The organism is Bradyrhizobium canariense (assembly GCF_018130465.1).
GTDB lineage: Bacteria > Pseudomonadota > Alphaproteobacteria > Rhizobiales > Xanthobacteraceae > Bradyrhizobium > Bradyrhizobium canariense_C.
The window spans coordinates 915,794-934,886 of the sequence record NZ_JAFCKJ010000003.1; the positions used below are offsets into that span (position 1 = coordinate 915,794).

Annotated in this window: 14 protein-coding genes; 6 read left to right on the forward strand and 8 right to left on the reverse strand. The window is 64.0% G+C overall.

Going from position 1 to position 19,093, the window contains the following annotated elements; genetic code table 11:
• The first annotated feature begins 110 nt into the window (after nt 1–110).
• The 4 genes from JQ591_RS13215 (at nt 111) to JQ591_RS13230 (ending at nt 5,526) form a co-directional block, all read left to right on the forward strand.
• Entirely contained in the window at nt 111–761 is a 651-nt protein-coding gene (locus JQ591_RS13215) for a GntR family transcriptional regulator (protein ID WP_211396463.1), read from the forward strand.
• On the forward strand, nt 758–2,287 hold the full coding sequence (locus JQ591_RS13220) for an aldehyde dehydrogenase (protein WP_211396397.1): 1,530 nt from the start codon (nt 758–760) through the stop codon (nt 2,285–2,287). Before JQ591_RS13215 ends, JQ591_RS13220 begins: the two co-directional genes overlap by 4 nt.
• 75 nt (nt 2,288–2,362) lie before the next feature.
• Complete coding sequence (locus tag JQ591_RS13225) at nt 2,363–3,730, forward strand: MFS transporter (protein WP_211396398.1); 1,368 nt, start codon at nt 2,363–2,365, stop codon at nt 3,728–3,730.
• Nucleotides 3,731–4,029: 299 nt separating this feature from the next.
• On the forward strand, nt 4,030–5,526 hold the full coding sequence (locus tag JQ591_RS13230) for an amidase (RefSeq protein ID WP_433995200.1): 1,497 nt from the start codon (nt 4,030–4,032) through the stop codon (nt 5,524–5,526).
• A gap of 21 nt (nt 5,527–5,547) precedes the next feature.
• Here JQ591_RS13230 and JQ591_RS13235 read toward each other — a convergent pair whose 3' ends face one another.
• Nucleotides 5,548–6,153: a TetR/AcrR family transcriptional regulator gene (locus JQ591_RS13235; protein ID WP_211396399.1), complete on the reverse strand. Its 606-nt coding sequence runs from the start codon at nt 6,151–6,153 to the stop codon at nt 5,548–5,550.
• Between the two features lie 201 nt (nt 6,154–6,354).
• Between JQ591_RS13235 and JQ591_RS13240 the strand changes: the two genes are divergently transcribed.
• Both JQ591_RS13240 and JQ591_RS13245 read left to right on the forward strand, forming a co-directional pair.
• Nucleotides 6,355–7,611, forward strand: coding sequence for an efflux RND transporter periplasmic adaptor subunit (locus JQ591_RS13240; protein ID WP_211396400.1), 1,257 nt, complete (start codon nt 6,355–6,357; stop codon nt 7,609–7,611).
• Nucleotides 7,612–7,757: 146 nt separating this feature from the next.
• A complete protein-coding gene (locus JQ591_RS13245) occupies nt 7,758–10,946 on the forward strand; it encodes an efflux RND transporter permease subunit (RefSeq protein ID WP_211396401.1) in 3,189 nt (1,062 codons plus the stop codon).
• On the opposite strand, the gene JQ591_RS13250 is transcribed toward JQ591_RS13245, so the two are convergent.
• The 7 genes from JQ591_RS13250 to JQ591_RS13280 form a co-directional block, all read right to left on the reverse strand.
• The gene (locus tag JQ591_RS13250) at nt 10,943–11,671 is read right to left on the reverse strand and encodes a sulfite exporter TauE/SafE family protein (protein ID WP_007592375.1); all 729 of its coding nucleotides are present in this window, start codon (nt 11,669–11,671) and stop codon (nt 10,943–10,945) included. The genes JQ591_RS13245 and JQ591_RS13250 overlap by 4 nt on opposite strands.
• A gap of 14 nt (nt 11,672–11,685) precedes the next feature.
• Nucleotides 11,686–11,865, reverse strand: coding sequence for a hypothetical protein (locus JQ591_RS13255; RefSeq protein ID WP_349630380.1), 180 nt, complete (start codon nt 11,863–11,865; stop codon nt 11,686–11,688).
• Nucleotides 11,858–12,115 (reverse strand): hypothetical protein, encoded by a 258-nt coding sequence (locus JQ591_RS13260; RefSeq protein WP_211396403.1) that lies wholly within the window; start codon nt 12,113–12,115, stop codon nt 11,858–11,860. The genes JQ591_RS13255 and JQ591_RS13260 overlap by 8 nt, the downstream gene beginning before the upstream one ends.
• A gap of 229 nt (nt 12,116–12,344) precedes the next feature.
• Nucleotides 12,345–13,463 carry a helix-turn-helix transcriptional regulator gene (locus tag JQ591_RS13265; protein ID WP_211396404.1) on the reverse strand — a complete coding sequence of 373 codons (1,119 nt, stop codon included), beginning with the start codon at nt 13,461–13,463 and terminating at the stop codon, nt 12,345–12,347.
• 111 nt (nt 13,464–13,574) lie between these two features.
• Nucleotides 13,575–14,693 carry a helix-turn-helix transcriptional regulator gene (locus tag JQ591_RS13270; protein WP_211396405.1) on the reverse strand — a complete coding sequence of 373 codons (1,119 nt, stop codon included), beginning with the start codon at nt 14,691–14,693 and terminating at the stop codon, nt 13,575–13,577.
• Between the two features lie 144 nt (nt 14,694–14,837).
• Nucleotides 14,838–18,050 (reverse strand): autotransporter outer membrane beta-barrel domain-containing protein, encoded by a 3,213-nt coding sequence (locus JQ591_RS13275; protein WP_211396406.1) that lies wholly within the window; start codon nt 18,048–18,050, stop codon nt 14,838–14,840.
• Between the two features lie 215 nt (nt 18,051–18,265).
• The coding region (locus tag JQ591_RS13280; protein ID WP_211396407.1) for an autotransporter outer membrane beta-barrel domain-containing protein at nt 18,266–19,093 on the reverse strand (828 nt) is incomplete at its 5' end.

A 19,093-nucleotide genomic window follows, 5' to 3' on the forward strand; every position in this document is an offset into this window, starting at 1 on the left:
GTGCCGCGGAGGCGCTGATTGATAAATCAACTGTCAGGGAATTCAAGCTTTTGGCTCTTGACGTGAAATATCACGACTGAGATATTAACGCCACGGAGATCGAAAACATGATGCTTTTGCGCGAGAATATCTACGACCGCCTCAGGTCTGATATTTTATGTTGTCGCTTTGCACCAGGTGATGAAATGCGCGAGCAGGACCTCGCCGAGCGCTATGAAGTGAGCCGGCAGCCGGTCCGGGATGCGCTTTTGCAGCTGCAGCGCGAGCATCTGGTGACGGTACAGCCGCGGCAGGGTTACCGGGTCACGCCGATCTCGCTGTCGGACGCCCGCGACCTGCTACGCTTCCGTCTCGCGCTGGAGCCGGCCTGCGTCACTGAGGCGATCGAGAGTGCGCCCGACAGTGTCCTGAAGTCGCTCGATGAATTTCGCCGCTTCTCCGGCAACCACGAGGACTTCATCGCCTACAATCGCGGCTTCCACTCCGCGCTGGCGCACGCGTCCGGCAATCGCCGGATGGCGACGGCGCTGTGCGACCTGATCGGCCAGGCCGACCGGCTGGTCCGCGTCAGCATCTCCAACCTTAGGGGGCACGACCCCGCGAAGCTCGTCGGCGAGCACGTCGCCCTGATCGACGCCATGCAGCGGCGCGAGACGCGAACCGCGGCGCGCATCATCAAGGCTCATATCGGGGCCACCGAAAAACGCGTTCTGCCGGCGCTCAAGCGCAACGCCGTCATCGTCGAGGAGAAGTCATCATGAACATCCCTTCAAGACCTGCGTCGATCGACGTCGAAACCCACGGCAACTTCATCGATGGACGTGAAGTCGAAGCCGGCAACGGCGTGATGCTCGACGTCCGCAACCCCGCGACTGGCGACGTCATTGCCCAAATTCCCAATTCAACTGCTGAAGACATCGACCGCGCCATGAAGAGCGCGCGCGCGGCGTTCGAAGGCAAGGCCTGGGGTGGCATGGACACACGCGCGCGGGCCAGACTGGTCAACAAGCTCGCCGATGCCTTCGAGGCCAATCTCGACAGCCTGTACCGGCTGGAAACCCTCAACAACGGTCGCCCGGTCAACGAGACCCGCGCCCAGCTCTCCCGCCTGCCCGATTTCTTTCGCTACTTTGCGGGCGTTGCGCTGGCGCGCCGCGACTCCGTCATCCCCGTCGAAGGCGCGTATCTGAACTACACGCTTCGCACGCCGATCGGCATCGTCGCCAACTGCACGCCGTTCAACCATCCGCTGATGATCCTGTGCAAGTCGCTGGCCGTGGTGCTGGCGACCGGATGCGTCACCGTGGTCAAGCCGTCCGAATACACGCCGCTGACGACCTTGAAGCTCGCGCAGATCTTCACCGAAGCCGGGCTTCCGCCGGGCGTCTTCAACATCGTTCTCGGCCTCGGCCAGAGCGCCGGCAAGATGCTGGCCGAGCATGGCGACATCAACAAGCTGGTCCTGACCGGCGGCACCGAGGCAGGCCGCATCGCCGGCAGCGCGGCCGCAAAAGTGTTCGCGCATCAGACCATGGAGCTCGGCGGCAAAACGCCGGTGATGGTGTTCGACGATTTCGACGTCGACCGCGCCGTCAACTACGCCGCGTTCGGCGCTTTCATCGGCGCCGGACAGACTTGCGTCTGTGCCTCGCGCCACATCGTCCAGGCCACGATCTATGACGAATTCGTCGAGAAGCTGCAGGCCAAGACCCGCACGATCCGCGTCGGCGATCCCTTCGATGCGAACACCCAAATGGGCCCCGTGATCTCCGCCCGGCAGCGCGACCGCGTTCTCACCTACGCGGGCTACGGTCACGAGGATGGCGCGCGTCTCGTCACCGGCGGTGTTGCCGCGAAGGTGCCGGGTCACGACAACGGCTATTTCGTCGAGCCGACCGTTTTCGCCGACGTCACATCCGACATGCGCATCTTCCAGGAGGAGGTGTTTGGTCCCTTCACGTCGATAACGCCGTTCAAGGACGAGGCCGATGCGCTTCGGCTTGCCAACGACTCGCCGTTCGGCCTCGCCGCAGCCATCCGCACCCGCGACGTCGCCCGCGCGCATCGTGTCGCCGCCTCGGTCAAGGCCGGCATCGTCTGGATCAACGATCACCATCGGCTCGACCCGGCCTCGCCCTGGGGCGGCGTCGACGATTCCGGCATCGGTCGCGAATGCGGCACCGAAAGCTTCAACGACCACTTCAACACCAAGAGCGTGATGGTCGCGACCCACGAGCAACCGTTCGACTGGTATCGCGACACGGCCGGCCAGAAGCGCCTCAACTAGCAGACATTGCATGCGGCAGATCGCTCACAGAAGGCGGGCCGCATCGACCAGAACAACAGTCAAGGGAGAGCGTATATGTCGACATCGGTGAACGCAGGCAGCCGTCTTGATCGGCTGCCGGTCGGGCCATTCCACCGCCGCATCATGCTGCTGATCGGCATCGGCATGTTTTTCGACGGCTTCGACATCTATATCGCCGGCACCGTGCTCAGCGTGACGCTGAAGACCGGCTTTTCGACGCTCGCTCAGAATGCGGTATTCATCTCCGCGACCTTCGTCGGCATGATGCTGGGATCGTTCGGCACCGGCTTCCTCGGCGACCGCTACGGACGCCGCTTCACCTATCAATTCAATTTGCTGCTTTTCGGCATCGCTTCCCTGGCCGCCGCGTTCTCGCCGAGCATGGCCTTCCTCATTGCCTGCCGCTTCGTGATGGGGGTTGGGCTCGGGGCGGAGAACGTCGTCGGCTATTCGACGATGACGGAATTCGTGCCCGCGCGCACCCGCGGAAAATGGCTCGGATTCACGGCCGTCTGCGTCGTCACCGGTCTGCCCGTCGCCCTGCTGGTCGCATCCGTTCTGGTGCCGCAGTTCGGCTGGCGCTCCATGTTCGTGCTCGGCGGCGTCGGCGCGCTCGTCGTCTGGTACATGCGCAAGTCGCTGCCGGAATCCCCGCGCTGGCTGGAAGCGGTCGGTCGCACCACTGAAGCGGAAGAGCTCATGCAGGCCATCGAGAAGGAGGCAGCGCAGGGCCGGCCCTTGCCTCCTCCCGCAGCTACGGCACCGGCCCCGGTGTCCCCCGATCTCGGCACGCTCTTCACTGCTCCCCTGCTGTCACGGATGATCGTCGGCGCCGTCTGCCTGATCACGATCAACACCCTGCTCTATGGCTTCGTGACCTGGCTGCCCGTGTTCTTCGTCAAGCAAGGGCTCTCGATCGCAACGTCGTTCGGCTATTCGCTGCTGATGGCGCTCGGCGCTCCCGTCGGCGCGGCGATCGGCGCATTGACCGCCGACCGCTGGGGCCGCAAGCCGACCATCATCGGCGCATCGCTGATCGCAGTGGTGCTCGGCATCCTATACCCGATGATCTCCGATCCGATCCTGCTGCCGGCCGTGGGCTTCGCCTTGACGGTGCCGATCTACGTCCTGGTCGCGCTCCTGTTCGGCATCTATATCCCCGAGCTGTTTCCGACCGAGGTCCGCCTGCGCGCTTCGGGCATCGTCAATACGCTCGGGCGCGGCGCCACCATCGTCACGCCGTTCCTCGTGGTGTCGCTGTTCGAGACGCGCGGCGTGGCCGGCGTGATGGCGCTGATGATCGGACTGCTGGTGGTGCAGATCATCACGGTCTGGGCGCTCGGCATCGAGCCGCGGCATCGCAGCCTCGAGGAGCTCAAGGCCGAGGAATCGGCTTCGCCGGTGCTCAAGGAAGCCTCCTAAGAGGCTGCTGGACGAGCACGGCCTGCATGGTTCGAGACGCCCGCTTTGGCGGGCTCCTCACCATGAGGGTCTGATATCTTGCCGCAAAACGCGCCCTCATCCTGAGGGCCCGCCGCAGGCGCGTCTCGAAGGATGCGCCGCAGGCGAGCTTGCCGCCACGTTCTTCACGGCAAGCCGCCCCGACCGGCGGACAGATCTGGTTCCCATTGCGCCGTCTCCTCATCTCGCTCCAAACATTGCATCATCCATCCTTGGATCGGTTCGCGAATTGCGGCTTCGTAGCGCGGATGGAGATGGTGATGCAAAGAGGTTCGGCCGCGGACGCCGTTGATCTGGACTACGGCTCAATCAGCGCTCTTCTGAGCGCCTTGCACGCGCGCACGATTTCTGCGTCGGAGTTGCTCGCGCATACGATCACGCGCATCGAGGCGCTGGACGGGCGGATCAATGCGGTCATCGTTCGCGATTTTGATCGCGCAAGAGACGCCGCGCGCGCTGCCGACGCCGCGCTTGGCCGCGGCGAGCGCCAGCCATTGCTCGGCATCCCCGTGACGTTGAAAGAACCGTTCAACATCGCCGGCCTGCCGACGACATGGGGCTTTCCGCATTTCACGGATTTCCAACCGCCGGAGGACGCCCTTGTCGTCTCGCGGTTGAAGGCGGCGGGCGCCGTCATCATCGGCAAGACCAATATCCCGATCGGCTTGCGGGATTTCCAGAGCTACAACGAGATCCACGGGACGACGAACAACCCGTGGGATCTCGGCCGGTCGCCCGGTGGCTCCTCGGGTGGATCGGGGGCGGCGCTGGCCGCGGGGTTCGGACCGCTCTCGATCGGCTCTGATATCGGCGGCTCGATCCGGGTGCCGGCACATTTCTGCGGTGTGTTCGGACACAAGCCAAGCCTCGGCCTGGTCCCGCTGCGCGGATACAGCCTGCCGCCGGCACCGCCCGTTCCCGGTCAGGGCGATCTGGCTGTCGTTGGACCGATGGCGCGCACGGCCTCGGACCTTGCGCTAGCGCTCGGCGTGATTGCCGGCCCCGACGAAACGCGCGACGGGATCGGCTATCGCCTTGCGCTGCCCGCCCCGCGCCATGACCAGCTCAGGGATTTCAGGATCCTCGTGATCGATACGCATCCGCTGATGCCGACGGGTGACGCGGTGCGCTCAGCCATTGGACGATTGGCCGAGCGGCTCGAACGATCAGGCGCGCGGGTTGCGCGCTCGAGTGCGTCGCTGCCCGATCTCGCCGAATCCGCGCGGCTCTACATGAAGCTGTTGAACGCAGCGCGAAGTCCACGCCTGACACCGGCCGCCCTCGCAGAGGCGCAAGGTGTTGCCGCGGCACTCGCGCCCGACGACCACAGCCTGCAAGCCGAGCGCGCCCGCGGCTGGGGCATGATCCATCGCGACTGGCTCGCGACCGACGCAGCGCGCCTGCAATTGCAGCAGCGCTGGCAGCAGTTCTTCCGCGACTTCGACGCGGTGATCTATCCGGCTGCCGCTGTGCCGGCGTTCCCGCATGACCATTCCGAGCCGTTCGACGCGCGCAAGCTCGACATCGATGGAAAGCTCTATGACTACTCCGATGCGTGCTTCATCTGGGCCGATCCCGCCTCGACCTGCGGCTTGCCCGCAACCGCCGTTCCGATCGAGCGCACGGCCTTGGGCCTGCCGATCGGCGTCCAGATCATCGGGCCTTATCTGGAGGACCGGACCACGATTGCACTGGCCGGACTGATCGAACACGAATACGGCGGCTTCGTCCCGCCGCCGTCGCTGTCTGCGAAGTAGCTTTGGAGGTGACGAGGCAGACTACGTTCTGCCGACCGACTGCGCTTCCACCGCCTGCACGGCGACGCTCGCCACCTGCCGCAGCGCCTCGCGGTCGGAGCCCGAGGACGCCATCACGCCCATGCCGACCGAAACCGCGGACACATAACGCGCGAGCGCAGCGGGATCTGACGTCGGCTTGAGATCGCCTTCGGCCTTGGCGCGGATGAAGCGATCGCGGAGTTGGTCTTCGTTCTCGGCGCGGCGGGCGGCGAGTTCAAAAGGGACATTTTCGGAGCCGGTACCGCAGGCGATGCCGCCTTGGACGAGCAGGCAGCCGGGCGGATTGGCGGGATCGGTCTGCTTGTCGGCGATGCCCAACAGCATCCGCTCGGCGACCTCGCGGGCGGTGGGTGCTGCCACCACCTCGTCCATCCAGACCCCACGCAATTTGCTGTACCGATCCAGCGCGGCCTTCAGCAGGCCTTCCTTGTTGCCGAAACAGGCATAGAGGCTCGGAGGATTGATACCCATGGCCTCGGTGAGCTGGGCGATCGTGGCCCCCTCATAGCCATGGCGCCAAAACACTTCCATCGCCTGGTCCAACGCCGTTTCGGCGTCGAATTCGCGGGGGCGTCCCATGCCCATGTGCCTGTTCTCCTCGCAATCGGCGCTGTCCCTCAGCCTAACGCCATATCCTATCTATTTGTTCTGTCGTTCTTTTCTCTTCCGCCTTCCAATTCTTGCGGTAAGCGGCTACAATTTTCTTAGCGAATGGTACATAAGTATCTTGCACTGCGAGATCCAGCTCCACATCTGTAGTGAACACTACATATCTGGAGCGCGCAAATGCATCCCTCCCAAAATACTGCCCAAAATGCCCGCCGCACCGGCCGTTTCCGCCGCCTCCTCGGCGGCGTGGCCATCGTGGGCGCCCTCGCCGTAGCCGGCTCGATCGCGACCGGTCACTATTTTCGATCAGCCCAGGCGACGGCAACGGCCGCTGCGGCTGAACAAGCCGTCTCAGTCACCGTCGCGATGATCGAACCAAAGCAGACCGTGCTGTGGGACGACTTCTCCGGCCGGCTGGAGGCCATCCATCGCGTCGAGCTCCGCCCGCGCGTCGCGGGTGCGATCCTTTCGACCAACTTCACCGAAGGCGCGCTGGTGAAGGCCGGTGACATCCTGTTCAAGATCGACCCGGCGCCCTACGCGGCCGAGGTCGACAAGGCCGCGGCCCAGCTCGAAGCTGCGAAAGCGCGCGTCGTGTTCACGCAGAGTGAACTCGAGCGCGGCGCGCAACTCGTCGGCAACGCCGTCGTCACCCGGCGCGACTACGACCAGCGCGACAATGCCAACCGCGAGGCCATCGCCAACGTGAAGGCGGCCGAGGCGACGCTCCAGACCGCCAAGCTCAATCTCGATTACACCGAGGTGCGTGCGCCCGTGGACGGCCGCGTCGGCAAGATCGAAATCACCGTCGGCAATCTCGTCGCCGCCGGCACCGCCTCTCCGGTGCTGACCTCGCTGGTCTCGGTCAACCCGATCTATGCGTCATTCGATGCGGATGAAGAGCTGGTGGTGCGGGCGTTGAACTCGATTTCCGAGGTCTCCGGCAAGCGCGGCAATCTCGACCAGATCCCGGTCGCGATGGCGACCTCCGGCGGCCTATCGGCGAAGGGCCACATCCAGCTCATCGACAATCAGGTCAACGGCCAGAGCGGTACCATCCGTGTCCGCGCGGTGTTCGACAACGAGGACGGGCGTCTCATACCCGGCCAGTTCGCCCGCGTACGCATGGGCCAGCCCAAGCAGCAGTCGGTGGTCATGATCGACGAGCGCGCGATCGGCACCGACCAGGACAAGAAGTTCGTGATGGCGGTCGGCGACGACAGCCGCGCGGTCTACCGGCCGATCACGCTCGGCGGCTCGGTCGACGGGTTGCGTATCGTGACGGCGGGGCTGAAGACCGGCGACCGCATCATCGTCAACGGCCTCCAGCGCGTGCGCCCGGGCGCCCTGCTCAAGACGGAGGTCGCGGCGATGGGCGCGCGCGGGCCGCAGCAGGCATCCAACCACAGCAATCAGGACGTCGTGCAGCGTTAGTTGCGTCATTCCGGGCGCGCGGGCAGCGCGAACCGGAATGCCGAAATCGTTGGACTACCAAGACATCACTTCTGGATTCCGGGCTCGCGGGCTTTGTCCGCGTCCCGGAATGACGGGAGAGTCGTCTCTCGCGCAGGGGCAAAGCCATGAATCTCTCAAAATTCTTCATCGATCGTCCGATTTTCGCCGGCGTGCTGTCGGTCCTGATCTTTCTCGCCGGCCTGATCTCGCTGTTCGCGATGCCGATCTCGGAATATCCGGACGTCGTGCCGCCCTCGGTGCTGGTGCGCGCAACCTATCCCGGCGCCAATCCGAAGGTGATCGCGGAAACGGTGGCGACGCCGATCGAGGAGCAGATCAACGGCGTCGAGAACATGCTCTACATGTCGAGCCAGGCGACCACCGACGGCGCGATGACGCTGACGGTGACATTCCGGCTCGGCACCGATCCTGACAAGGCGACGCAGCTGGTGCAGAACCGCGTGCAGCAGGCCGAGCCGCGCCTGCCCGCCGTGGTGCGTCAGCTCGGCATCATCACGAAGAAGTCCTCGCCCGACCTCACCATGGTCGTGCATCTGCTGTCGCCGAACAATCGCTACGACATGACGTATTTGCGCAACTACGCCGTGCTCAACGTCAAGGACCGGCTGGCGCGGATCGACGGCGTCGGCGACGTCCAACTCTATGGCGCCGGCGACTATTCGATGCGGGTGTGGGTCGATCCGCAGAAGGCCGCCGAGCACGGCCTCACCGCAAGCGATATCGTCAAGTCGATCCAGGCGCAGAACGTCGAGGCCGCCGCCGGCGTGGTCGGCTCCTCCCCGAACGTCAAGGGCATCGACCTGCAACTGTCCGTCAACGCCGAGGGACGGCTTGCGAACGAGGAACAGTTCGGCGACATCGTGGTCAAGACCGGCACGCGTGGCGAGGTGGTGCGACTGCGCGACGTCGCACGCATCGAGCTCGGCGCGTCCCAATACGGCCTGCGTTCGCTGCTCGACAACAAGCAGGCGGTGGCGATCCCGATTTTCCAGGCGCCCGGCTCCAATGCGCTCGAGATTTCCGACCACGTTCGCGCCACCATGGCCGAGATCAAGAAGAACATGCCGGAAGGCGTGTCCTACCAGATCGTCTACGACCCGACCCAATTCGTCCGCTCGTCGATCGAGGCTGTGATCCACACGCTGCTGGAGGCGATCGCGCTGGTGGTGCTGGTGGTGATCCTGTTCCTCCAGACCTGGCGCGCCTCGATCATTCCGCTGCTGGCGGTGCCCGTGTCGATCGTCGGCACCTTCGCCGTGATGCACGTATTCGGCTTCTCCATCAACGCGCTCAGCCTGTTCGGCCTGGTGCTTGCGATCGGCATCGTGGTCGACGACGCCATCGTCGTGGTCGAGAACGTCGAACGCAACATCGAGGGCGGGCTGTCGCCGCGCGACGCCACCTATCAGGCGATGCGCGAGGTGTCGGGGCCGATCATCGCGATTGCGATGGTGCTGATCGCGGTGTTCGTGCCGCTCGCCTTCATCTCCGGCCTCACCGGGCAGTTCTACAAGCAGTTCGCGCTGACGATCGCGATCTCGACCGTGATCTCGGCCGTCAACTCCCTGACGCTGTCGCCGGCGCTGTCGGCCTTGCTGCTCAAGGGACACAACGAGCCAAAAGACCGGCTGACGATCGTCATGGAAAAGGGCCTCGGCTGGTTCTTCCGCGGCTTCAACAAGGTGTTCACACGCTCGTCGGAGAATTACAGCGGCACCGTCACCAAGGTGATCTCGGGCAAGGCGGCCGTCATGGGCCTCTATGTGGTCCTGGTCGGCCTCACCGCCTTCCTGTTCCAGCAGGTCCCGAGCGGCTTCGTGCCGGGTCAGGACAAGCAATATCTGGTCGGCTTCTCGCGACTGCCTGACGGGGCAACGCTGGACCGCACCGAAGACGTGATCCGCAAGATGAGCGACATCGCGCTGACCCAGCCCGGTGCCGAGAGCTCGGTTGCATTCCCGGGCCTGTCGATCTCGGGCTTCACCAACTCCTCCAACGCCGGCATCGTGTTCTCGACGCTTAAGCCGTTCGACGAGCGCAAGGGCCCCGCGCTGAGCGGCAATGCAATCGCGGCCGACCTCAACAAGAAATACTCCGGGATTCAGGAGGCCTTCATCGCCATGTTCCCGCCGCCGCCGGTCAACGGTCTCGGCACCATCGGCGGCTTCAAGCTGCAGATCGAGGATCGCGCCGGTCTCGGCTATGAGGCATTGAACGAGGCGACGAATGCGTTCATGGCGGCAATGCAGAAGGCGCCGGAGATCGCCGGCGTGTTCTCGAGCTTCCAGGTCAACGTGCCCCAGCTCTTTGCCGACATCGACCGCACCAAAGCGCTCCAGCTCGGCGTGCCCGTGACGGAGGTGTTCAACACGCTCCAGATCTATCTCGGTTCCTACTACGTCAACGACTTCAACAAGTTTGGCCGAACCTATTCGGTCTATGTCCAGGCCGATGCACCGTTCCGCGCGCGTGCCGACGACATCAGGCAGTTGAAAGTGCGCTCGTCCTCCGGCGACATGGTGCCGCTGTCGGCGTTGCTCACGATCCGCCAGAGCGCGGGTCCCGAGCGCGCGATCCGCTACAACGGCTTCCTGTCCTCCGACATCAACGCGGCGGCCGCGCCCGGCTTTTCCTCTGGCCAGGCACAGGAGGTGGCGACGCGGATCGCGGCGGAGACATTGCCGCCCGGCTTTGCCTTCGAATGGACCGACCTGACCTATCAGGAGTTCATCGCCGGCAATTCCGGCCTCTGGGTGTTCCCGCTGGCGATCCTGCTGGTGTTCCTGGTGCTGGCCGCGCTCTATGAAAGCCTGACCTTGCCGCTCTCGATCCTCATGATCGTGCCGATGGGTCTGCTGGCTGCGATGTTCGGTGTCTGGATCTCCAAAGGCGACAACAACGTCTTCACCCAGATCGGCTTGATCGTGCTGGTGGGGCTGTCGGCCAAGAACGCGATCCTGATCGTCGAATTCGCGCGCGAGCTCGAATTCGCAGGCCGCACGCCGATCCGGGCCGCGATCGAGGCAAGCCGGCTGCGGTTGCGCCCGATCCTGATGACGTCGATGGCATTCATCATGGGCGTCCTGCCGCTGGTGCTGTCCACCGGCGCAGGCTCGGAGATGCGGCGCGCCATGGGCGTCGCCGTGTTCTCCGGCATGATCGGCGTCACCGTATTCGGCCTGTTCCTGACGCCGGTGTTCTATGTGCTGCTGCGGACCGTCACCGGCATGAAGCCGTTGACGCACCACGGCAGCGACACCAGCGCGGCGCCGGTGCAAACCGTCGGGCACTAGATCAGGGAAATCCCCGACAGTAACAACAGAACGAGCACGGTCTTGCGAAAGACCGTCTCGTTGACCCTGTGAAAGGCGATCACGCCGAGCGCGGAGCCTGCGAACAGCGCCGGCAGGCTGACCGCGAGATCGACGAAGACTTTTGACGACAGATCCTGGTGTCCGACCAACAGCGCGATCGCGAACAGCTGCATCGCCGCGATAAACGGCTGCACCAGGCCGCGCTGCTCGCTCTTGGGCATGCCGCGCATGTCGCACCAGATCGTCGGGATCGCGCCGGGCATCGCAGTCAGCCCGCCGACCAGTCCTCCCCCGAACCCGATCAGCGCGACCCAGTGCCGCCCGACCGCCTCGCCGGCCGTCACCAGCGTCGGCCGCAGCAGCATGTAGGCTGCATAGAGCGCAACGATGATGCCGAAGCCGCGCCGGAGCAAATGCGTATCGGTGCTCTGGAGTAGAGACACCGCGATGGGAACGCCGATCAAGCCACCGACGATCAGCAGCAGACTGCCTTCCCAGCGGATATTGCGCCGAAGCGCCCACAGATTGGTGGCTTGCACGCCGATGCTGCACGCCATCATCAGCGGCACAGCTTCGAGCGGCTGAAACACCCGAAGCAGGATGGCGCCCGCTACCGCCGAAAAGGCAAATCCCGAGAGCCCGGAGACGAAGGCACCAGCGAACACGGCAACGCTGAGCAGCATCAGAGTCGTGACATCAGGCACAATCCGCCCTCCGGTCAGTCGTAGGGAATCTGCGAGACAGGGACGTCGGCGCTCTCCGTGCAAACGGCCGGCTCAAGTGGAACCGACGGATGCATCGCGTAAGCGTGAGATCGCTCCAGCATCGCGAGGCCGACCAGTTGGAGCGTGACGAGCGCCGCGGTCAGCGCGATCGCGACGACGTTGACGTTACGCACGTTCGAGCGTGGGGTGTCCGGCGGCGCGCTCGCCCCCATCAAATCCGTGGGCATTTTCTGCAATATCCTCTTCGTTTCTGACCGGAATGATTTCATTCAAACGCAATGTTTCGTGCGGCTGCTGCAGCAGATGGCGATAGCGTTGCAACACGCGCTGCGCGTCGATTTCCCGCTGCGCGCGGAATGCCGCGCCTATGCGGGCCACGATATCGCGGAACCTGCCTGCCAGAACCGGTGACGCCGTTCGCATGACAATCTCCTCTCAACCTGTATGAGAGATTGACGGGATCCACTTCCGCCTGCAGTGAGTTGCTTCACACACATGCCTGATGCGTCGAACAACAGATCGTGTGATGTTCAATAGAAGAGAACGCGGAAAATCGCGTCATTCGATCGAACGACGCGCGATAACTTTCTAATGATGTTTCTGATTGAACCTATTGCGAGCTGCAGCGACTCGCCTGCGTTTTTAACGCGTCTCAGTGCACGAGCGGATTGGAGAATCCAGCCGCGAGCTTGACGAGATCGGCTTGACGAGAAACGCCGGTCTTGGCGAACACGCGATGCAGATGCGTCTTCACCGTCGTCTCCGCGATACCAAGCGCAACTGCCGTCTCCGGCACCCCGCCGACATCGACGATCGACTGCAGCACCCTCAATTCGGCAGGGGTGAGTTCGAACGTGCGGTCAATGAGGCCGGCACACGAGCGGCCGTCGAGTTCCGCTTTCCAGATGAACAAGGCTCCGACGGCCGGACTGCGCTCGGCCGCACCCTCGCGCAGCAGTGACGGCAGCGCGATGACGTGCGCGACGTAGTAGGAACCGTCATGCGACATCAGCGGGATTTTCCGCCCCGAAGATGCCGCCAGCGCGACCTCGCCAGTGTCACGGAAAATATCGCGCAGGGCCGAATTTGCAGCGGAGGATCTTGCCACCAGCCGGCCCGAGACGGACCGCAGGACATCATCCACTGCCAGGATCGTCTCCGCGGCCGGATTGCTGTGGACGATATGACAGGCCGAATCGAGCAGGATGACACCGGCATTCAGTCGGTCCACAACGTCGGCGAGCGCGATCGAGCGCTGCTGCTTCCGTTCGATCGCACGGTTGACCAGCAACGCCCGGCTCGTATGCGGAGCCAGGAACTGCATCCGGGCCCGCTGCTCGGCGTCGAGCATCTCCCTGCCCGGGATCACGGTCATCAGCATCGGACAGGGCGACTTCGACTGCTCCAGCACCACGTTGGCGACGTCGACGCAGCCCTGGGGGCGCAGCCATTCCTGGTAGAAGCGGCCGCGGCGATATTCGTCGAAGTCCACGAGATCGGGGATGTTGCGCACCTCGCCATAGCGCGGAAGCCGAGCAAGCGGGTCGTACCGGGCGTAGGTCTCGGCGTAGAGCTGAATGTAATGCGGATCGACCCCGCAATAATAATGCGTCGCGCCTGATTTGCTGACCGGGTCCTTCGAAATCAAACCACAGGCCTGGCTGCCGATGAAGGCATTGAGCTTGACAACGACCTCGCTCCACAACTCCGGGTGGAGACCCGCATCATAGATAGTCTCGATCAACTCGGACGGTTTTGGGGGTCGGGGCATCGGAAGAGCCAGTAGTGACACATGGAGATTGCGAAATGTTCTTCATGCCCGGCGGCTTCTGTGAGTCTGTCGCGAGAGCGAAAGGTTCAATCCTGAAGGCACAATTACAGTCTAGCCAACGAGCGGATTGGAGAATCCTGCCGCAAGCTTGACGAGCTCGGCCTGGCGCGAAACGCCCGTCTTGGCGAACACGCGATGCAGATGCGTCTTTGCCGTCGTCTCTGCGATACCGAGCGCGACCGCCGTCTCCGGGACGCCGCCAACCTCGACGATCGACAGGAACACGCGCAGCTCGGCCGGCGTCAGATCGAAGGTCCGCGCGATCAGTTCGCCATAGGACTGTCCGCCGAGCGATACCTTGCGCAGGAGCAGCGCACCGACGGCATCGACCACCCGCTCGCTGCCGTCCCGCAGGACCGACGACAGCGGCAGGATGTGCGCGACGTAGCGCTCGCCCGAGGGCGAAAGCAGCGAAAACGCATCCCCCTTTGCGGCAAGCAGGGCAATTTCATTGCGGGTCGCGAACGCTTCCCGCAGCGTCTGATTGGCCTCCGCACTGCTGGTCACCAGTTGCCCGGCAACGGACCGAACCAGATCGTCGGCCGCAAGCAAGGCGTGTCCCGCGGAATTCGCATGCACCACCCGGCAGAAGCCATCGAGCAGGAAGATGCCGCAGGCAAGATTGTCCAGGACCTCCGCCAGTGCCGTCGCCAGCGTCAGTTGCGAGGTCATGGCACGGTTGATCAGCAACGCGCGGCTGGCGTGCGGAACGATCAGCGAGAGGCGCTGCTTCATCACCGGATCCACCATCCGGCGGCCCGACAGCACAGTCATCATCACGGGGCAGCTCGCATTCGAATTCTCGAGCACGACGTTGGCCGCATCGCTGCAACCCTGCGGCCGCATCCATTCCTGGTAAAAGCGTCCGCGCCGATATTCATCGAAATTGACAAGATCCGGAATGCTGACGATCTGGCCGTGCGGCGGCAGGACCGTCAGCGGATCGAACTTCGAATGCGTCTCGGAATAGAGCTGGATGTAGTGCGGGTCCGCCCCGCAATAATAGTGCGTGACGCCGAATTTGCTGATCGAATCCTTGGAAAACAGCCCGCAGGCCTGACCGCCGACGAAGTCGCGGATGCCGGTGACGACGTTATTCCACAGCGAAGGATCGAGCCCGGCATCGTAGATGGCCTCGACCAGTTCGGGCAGTTTCCGTGGTCCGTGCATGGCTATAAATGGCCTGGGTGATCAATATCACCAAGCATACCACAGCCACGGCATGCGGCATCCTCCGATCGGAGGAGGCGCCGGCCGGGCGGATGGAGCCCGGCCGGCGTGCGTCGCGCTCAAGCCGCCGGGGCTAATGCCGGCTCAGAACGCGACGCGAACGCCACCCTTTGCGGTGCCGGTGCGGCTCTGGTCGGACATCATCATGCCCTCGACCGCGCCAAACACGGACACGTTGCGACTGGTGCGATAGTCGAAGCCGACGCCGGCGACGGCGCCGACGGTGCTGCGGCTGCCCGGCGTCACGAAGGACAGGTTCTGACCGAGCAGCACGGTATTGATGTTGGTGTCGCCGACGCGCTGGAGCGCGATCACGCCACCGTGGACATTGGCCTTGAGCTCGCAGCCCGCGAGACTGGTGACGCGCGAGAGATCCACCTCGCCGCGCTCCTCAAAATCCTGGAGCGTGCGGCCACCGACCGACAATCCCTGCGCGGAGCCAGTCTCGCTGTAGCCGTCGAACCGGCCCGCGACGTAGCGTACCCGCGCCGTCGGCGTCAGCAGATAGCCGTTGCCGATGTTGAGCTTGTAGCCATAGGCGATCTCCGGGCTGATATACCATCCACTGTAATTCGCGGTCGCGGTCTCCATGCCACCCACCGCGGCGTTGTTCAGCACCAAGCGGCGCGATTTGTTGTCGGCGTTGCCGCCCTGGATCGTGAAGTCGAAGAACTGCGCGGCCCACTCGAACCGGCTGTAGACGCCGGCGAACGCGTAGTTGGTGTCGACCGACTGCGAATTGAGCGCGACCGAGAGGCCGCCCTGCCCGCCGCCGAGGAAAGCGCCGACCAGCCAGTTCGGCTGCACCTTGCGGTCGATGCCGATCGCCCCGCCCCACGCCGTCGAGGTCGCACGCAGGGTGGAGGTCGTCTCGTCCTGGATGCGCTGGCCGCCGAAGCTGTTGGCCCAGACGGTGATCGGCGCGGGATCGGTCCACAGGCTGTGCGGTGCCTTGGTGAAGGGACCGGCCTGCGCCGTCTCGGGCGCATAGGCCATCGCCATCATGTTGCTGCCGGTTGCAGTCCCACCGCTCAGCCGGCCCTGCACCAACGAGGACACGCCGCTGGTAAAGTCCATCAGCGTACGATCCGTCTGCGCCAGCGCGGTGGGATCGAGCGTTGCGAGCGTCATCCCGGAGACGACCGACGGACCGTTGAAACCACCGCCCGACGTGATGGTATTGATGGTGCCGTTGAAATTGACGAAGGTCGGCAGCGTAACGCTCGTCAGCGACGACACTCTGCTGCTCGGCGCGAGATTGACATTCACGACGTCATTGCCGAACCCGAAATCGACCACGCCGTTGATCTTCGAGCCCGGCAGCAGTGTCAGCGTGTCAGCCGCACTCGACAGCTTGATCGCCGTACCGCCGGTACCGGTGATCGTGCCGGAATTCGTGATATCAGCCGCAGCCCCCACCTGGAGACCGGTATTACCGGAGATGGAGCCCGAATTGACGATGGTTGCAGCCGCGTTTGTCGAAACGCCGAGCACACTTCCCGAGATGCTGCCGGCGTTGTTGATGACGGCGCCCCCCTGCGAAAAGAGGCCCTCGACGCTGCCTGAAATCGTGCCGCTTGCGGCGTTCGTCAGACGGAGGCCGTCCGCGGTCTGGATCCCGAGTTGTCCGGAGATGACGCCGGCATTAAAGATGTCGGCCTGTTGGAGGGAGAAGATAGCCGCCGCGGTCGGCGCTCCGGTAATCGTGCCGGAGTTGTTCAACGTCAGAGCACCGAAGGTTTGAACCGCAGCACCTCCCGCCGATCGGAGCGTGCCGGCGTTGTTGATCTCGGCCGTCTGGGCGTCGACTGCGGCCCCGCCGAGGGTGGACTCCATGATCCCAAAATTGCTGAGCTTGACGTTGACGGCACTGACCGCAAACTGGCCACCGGAAATGAGCCCGCCGGATGCGTTCTCGACGGTCGCCGTGCCGTTGGCACGGATTCCTATTCCTCCGCCTATCCCGCCTTTGATTGTGCCCGCATTGACGACGCTTGCGTTCGTACTTGCAACGATCGCGATGGAACTCAAGCTCGTGCTCTGTATCGTGCCGCCGCTGTTGTTAGTCACGGCTACGGTGCCTGTTGGAGAGCGGATTGCGTTACTTTCGCCGGCGATCAGGCCGGTGTTGGCCGTCACATTTACCGTTTCGGCAACGATCGCAACACCGCCCGTCGCCGCTGCCACGATCTGTCCGGCGTTGGCAACGGTCGCGGTGGTCCCGCGGATAGCCACTCCATTGGCGTCGAGCGCCGAGATCGTGCCGCCATTGTTGTTGGTGACGGTTGCTGCCGTACCGGCCTGCACGCCGTTCCTGCCGCCGGAGATGAGACCGGTGTTTGACGACACCACGACGGTGTCGGCATCGATAGCGACGCCGTCGGTGGCTGTCGCCAAGATCTCGCCTGCATTGGCGACCGTCGCCGTGCCGCCCGCACCGAATATGGCAACGCCGTTTATCGCGTTGGCCGCGATCAATCCGCCGGTATTGTTATTGATTGTGGCCGTCTTGCTGGCGGAAATCGCGACGGTATCACCTTCAATTATGCCGGTATTGCTGGCAACAGTCACGGACTCCGTCGCAATGGCTCTCCCGCCCGAGCCGAGTGCGCCGATAAAGCCGGCATTGTTGATGACGGCGTTGTTCGTAACGGCTATCCCAAACCCGTTCGCTCCGGTGCCATTAATCGTCCCCCCGCTGTCGTTCGTGATCGTGGCATCGGTCGTGGCAATGATCCCAAACCGAGCGCCCGAAATGGCACCCGAATTGGCTGTGAGATTGACAACGCTTCCCCAAACCGCCGCTCCATCCGTGCCGGTCGCCGCGATCGAGCCGGCGTTCTCAAGATTGATCGTGCCAGAGAGAGCGCTGATTGCTACGCCATTCGCGCCTACCGCCAGGATGCCGCCGGTGCCTGAGTTCTTCAGATCCAGTCCCTGAAGCGCTTTAATTCCTATGGCGCCGGTCGTCGTCACGTCACCACCGATGATCTGACCACTGCTGTTGTTGACGGTGCCCTGCTGGAGCGTGATGCCCGAACTCGTCCCCGACACCGTCGCGCCGGCCATCACGTTGATGGTGTTGCCGGTATCGGTCGTCGATCCGTAGCCGATCGTGCCGTTGGCATTGTCGGTCGTGCCGGTGCAGGTGACGACGGTGCCGTTGACCGGTGACGGCGGTGTGCATGCCGCCTCAGCTTGACTGCTGACGATCAATGGCGCCAGCGTGAGCGCCGTCGTCGATCCCCATCGCAGCAGGCGGCGGCTTTGCGTGGCGGACCAGTTCATTCCCAGCATCTTGGTATCCTCAAACAATCAGACCGGAATCGTCATCCGCCGCCCTCCGAGAAAAAGGTGAGATGGAAGTCAGGTAAGCGATTCTTCGATCACACCGTAGGTGCTCGGGTTACAGCCCGCTTGGAGGGAAACGACCGCCGCTTTGCGAGAAACGAACCGGCGCACAATCTGTAGGCGTGTTGCCTTTTCGCCATGAGCCGGCATTGCCTTCGCGTTCAGAACGCGACGCGAACGCCACCCTTTGCGGTGCCGGTGCGGCTCTGGTCGGACATCATCATGCCCTCGACCGCGCCAAACACGGACACGTTGCGACTGGTGCGATAGTCGAAGCCGACGCCGGCGACGGCGCCGACGGTGCTGCGGCTGCCCGGCGTCACGAAGGACAGGTTCTGACCGAGCAGCACGGTATTGATGTTGGTGTCGCCGACGCGCTGGAGCGCGATCACGCCACCGTGGACATTGGCCTTGAGCTCGCAGCCCGCGAGACTGGTGACGCGCGAGAGATCCACCTCGCCGCGCTCCTCAAAATCCTGGAGCGTGCGGCCACCGACCGACAATCCCTGCGCGGAGCCAGTCTCGCTGTAGCCGTCGAACCGGCCCGCGACGTAGCGTACCCGCGCCGTCGGCGTCAGCAGATAGCCGTTGCCGATGTTGAGCTTGTAGCCATAGGCGATCTCCGGGCTGATATACCATCCACTGTAATTCGCGGTCGCGGTCTCCATGCCACCCACCGCGGCGTTGTTCAGCACCAAGCGGCGCGATTTGTTGTCGGCGTTGCCGCCCTGGATCGTGAAGTCGAAGAACTGCGCGGCCCACTCGAACCGGCTGTAGACGCCGGCGAACGCGTAGTTGGTGTCGACCGACTGCGAATTGAGCGCGACCGAGAGGCCGCCCTGCCCGCCGCCGAGGAAAGCGCCGACCAGCCAGTTCGGCTGCACCTTGCGGTCGATGCCGATCGCCCCGCCCCACGCCGTCGAGGTCGCACGCAGGGTGGAGGTCGTCTCGTCCTGGATGCGCTGGCCGCCGAAGCTGTTGGCCCAGAC

Excerpts from the sequence above, each read along its gene's own strand:
- JQ591_RS13215 (WP_211396463.1), top strand. The coding sequence starts at position 111 with ATGCTTTTGCGCGAGAATATCTACGACCGCCTCAGGTCTGATATTTTA.
- JQ591_RS13220 (WP_211396397.1), top strand. The coding sequence starts at position 758 with ATGAACATCCCTTCAAGACCTGCGTCGATCGACGTCGAAACCCACGGC.
- JQ591_RS13225 (WP_211396398.1), top strand. The coding sequence starts at position 2,363 with ATGTCGACATCGGTGAACGCAGGCAGCCGTCTTGATCGGCTGCCGGTC.
- JQ591_RS13230 (WP_433995200.1), top strand. The coding sequence starts at position 4,030 with ATGCAAAGAGGTTCGGCCGCGGACGCCGTTGATCTGGACTACGGCTCA.
- JQ591_RS13235 (WP_211396399.1), bottom strand. The coding sequence starts at position 6,153 with ATGGGCATGGGACGCCCCCGCGAATTCGACGCCGAAACGGCGTTGGAC.
- JQ591_RS13240 (WP_211396400.1), top strand. The coding sequence starts at position 6,355 with ATGCATCCCTCCCAAAATACTGCCCAAAATGCCCGCCGCACCGGCCGT.
- JQ591_RS13245 (WP_211396401.1), top strand. The coding sequence starts at position 7,758 with ATGAATCTCTCAAAATTCTTCATCGATCGTCCGATTTTCGCCGGCGTG.
- JQ591_RS13260 (WP_211396403.1), bottom strand. The coding sequence starts at position 12,115 with ATGCGAACGGCGTCACCGGTTCTGGCAGGCAGGTTCCGCGATATCGTG.
- JQ591_RS13265 (WP_211396404.1), bottom strand. The coding sequence starts at position 13,463 with ATGCCCCGACCCCCAAAACCGTCCGAGTTGATCGAGACTATCTATGAT.
- JQ591_RS13270 (WP_211396405.1), bottom strand. The coding sequence starts at position 14,693 with ATGCACGGACCACGGAAACTGCCCGAACTGGTCGAGGCCATCTACGAT.
- JQ591_RS13275 (WP_211396406.1), bottom strand. The coding sequence starts at position 18,050 with ATGCTGGGAATGAACTGGTCCGCCACGCAAAGCCGCCGCCTGCTGCGA.